The sequence below is a fragment of the Pseudomonas sp. P7548 genome (assembly GCF_013386585.1).
In the GTDB taxonomy this organism is placed as follows: domain Bacteria; phylum Pseudomonadota; class Gammaproteobacteria; order Pseudomonadales; family Pseudomonadaceae; genus Aquipseudomonas.
On the sequence record NZ_JACARO010000233.1, the window covers coordinates 1 to 334 of the forward strand.

A 334-nucleotide genomic window follows, 5' to 3' on the forward strand; every position below is an offset into this window, starting at 1 on the left:
GTACAGGGTGCAGTTTTCAATCACCTGGCGAGCATACGCAACTACAGCATCTGTAGCGGATTCGAAAATACTGAGCAGAGCAATCGCTGTTGCATCACCCGTCTGAATAACCAGTTCGATGTTTTCAGTAGTTGGGTGTGAGCCTAGCTGCTTCAAATAATATAGCGACCAGCACATGCCGTCCGAACGGCGATGTAACGCATTGGTTTCGAGGATTCCATTGAGTTTTGCAGTGACGGCCTCTTTGTCGTAGTAGTCCGAAGTGGCGTCGATCTTTTCAAGAAGTGGCAGGAGTATTGGGTAGTGCCAGCTTAGGCTGAGAATGTATTGAAAT

At 47.9% G+C, this 334-nt stretch carries 1 pseudogene; it reads right to left on the reverse strand.

The features are described 5' to 3' along the window. Positions 1-334: pseudogene (locus HX803_RS32455) on the reverse strand (reverse transcriptase); the annotation flags it as partial.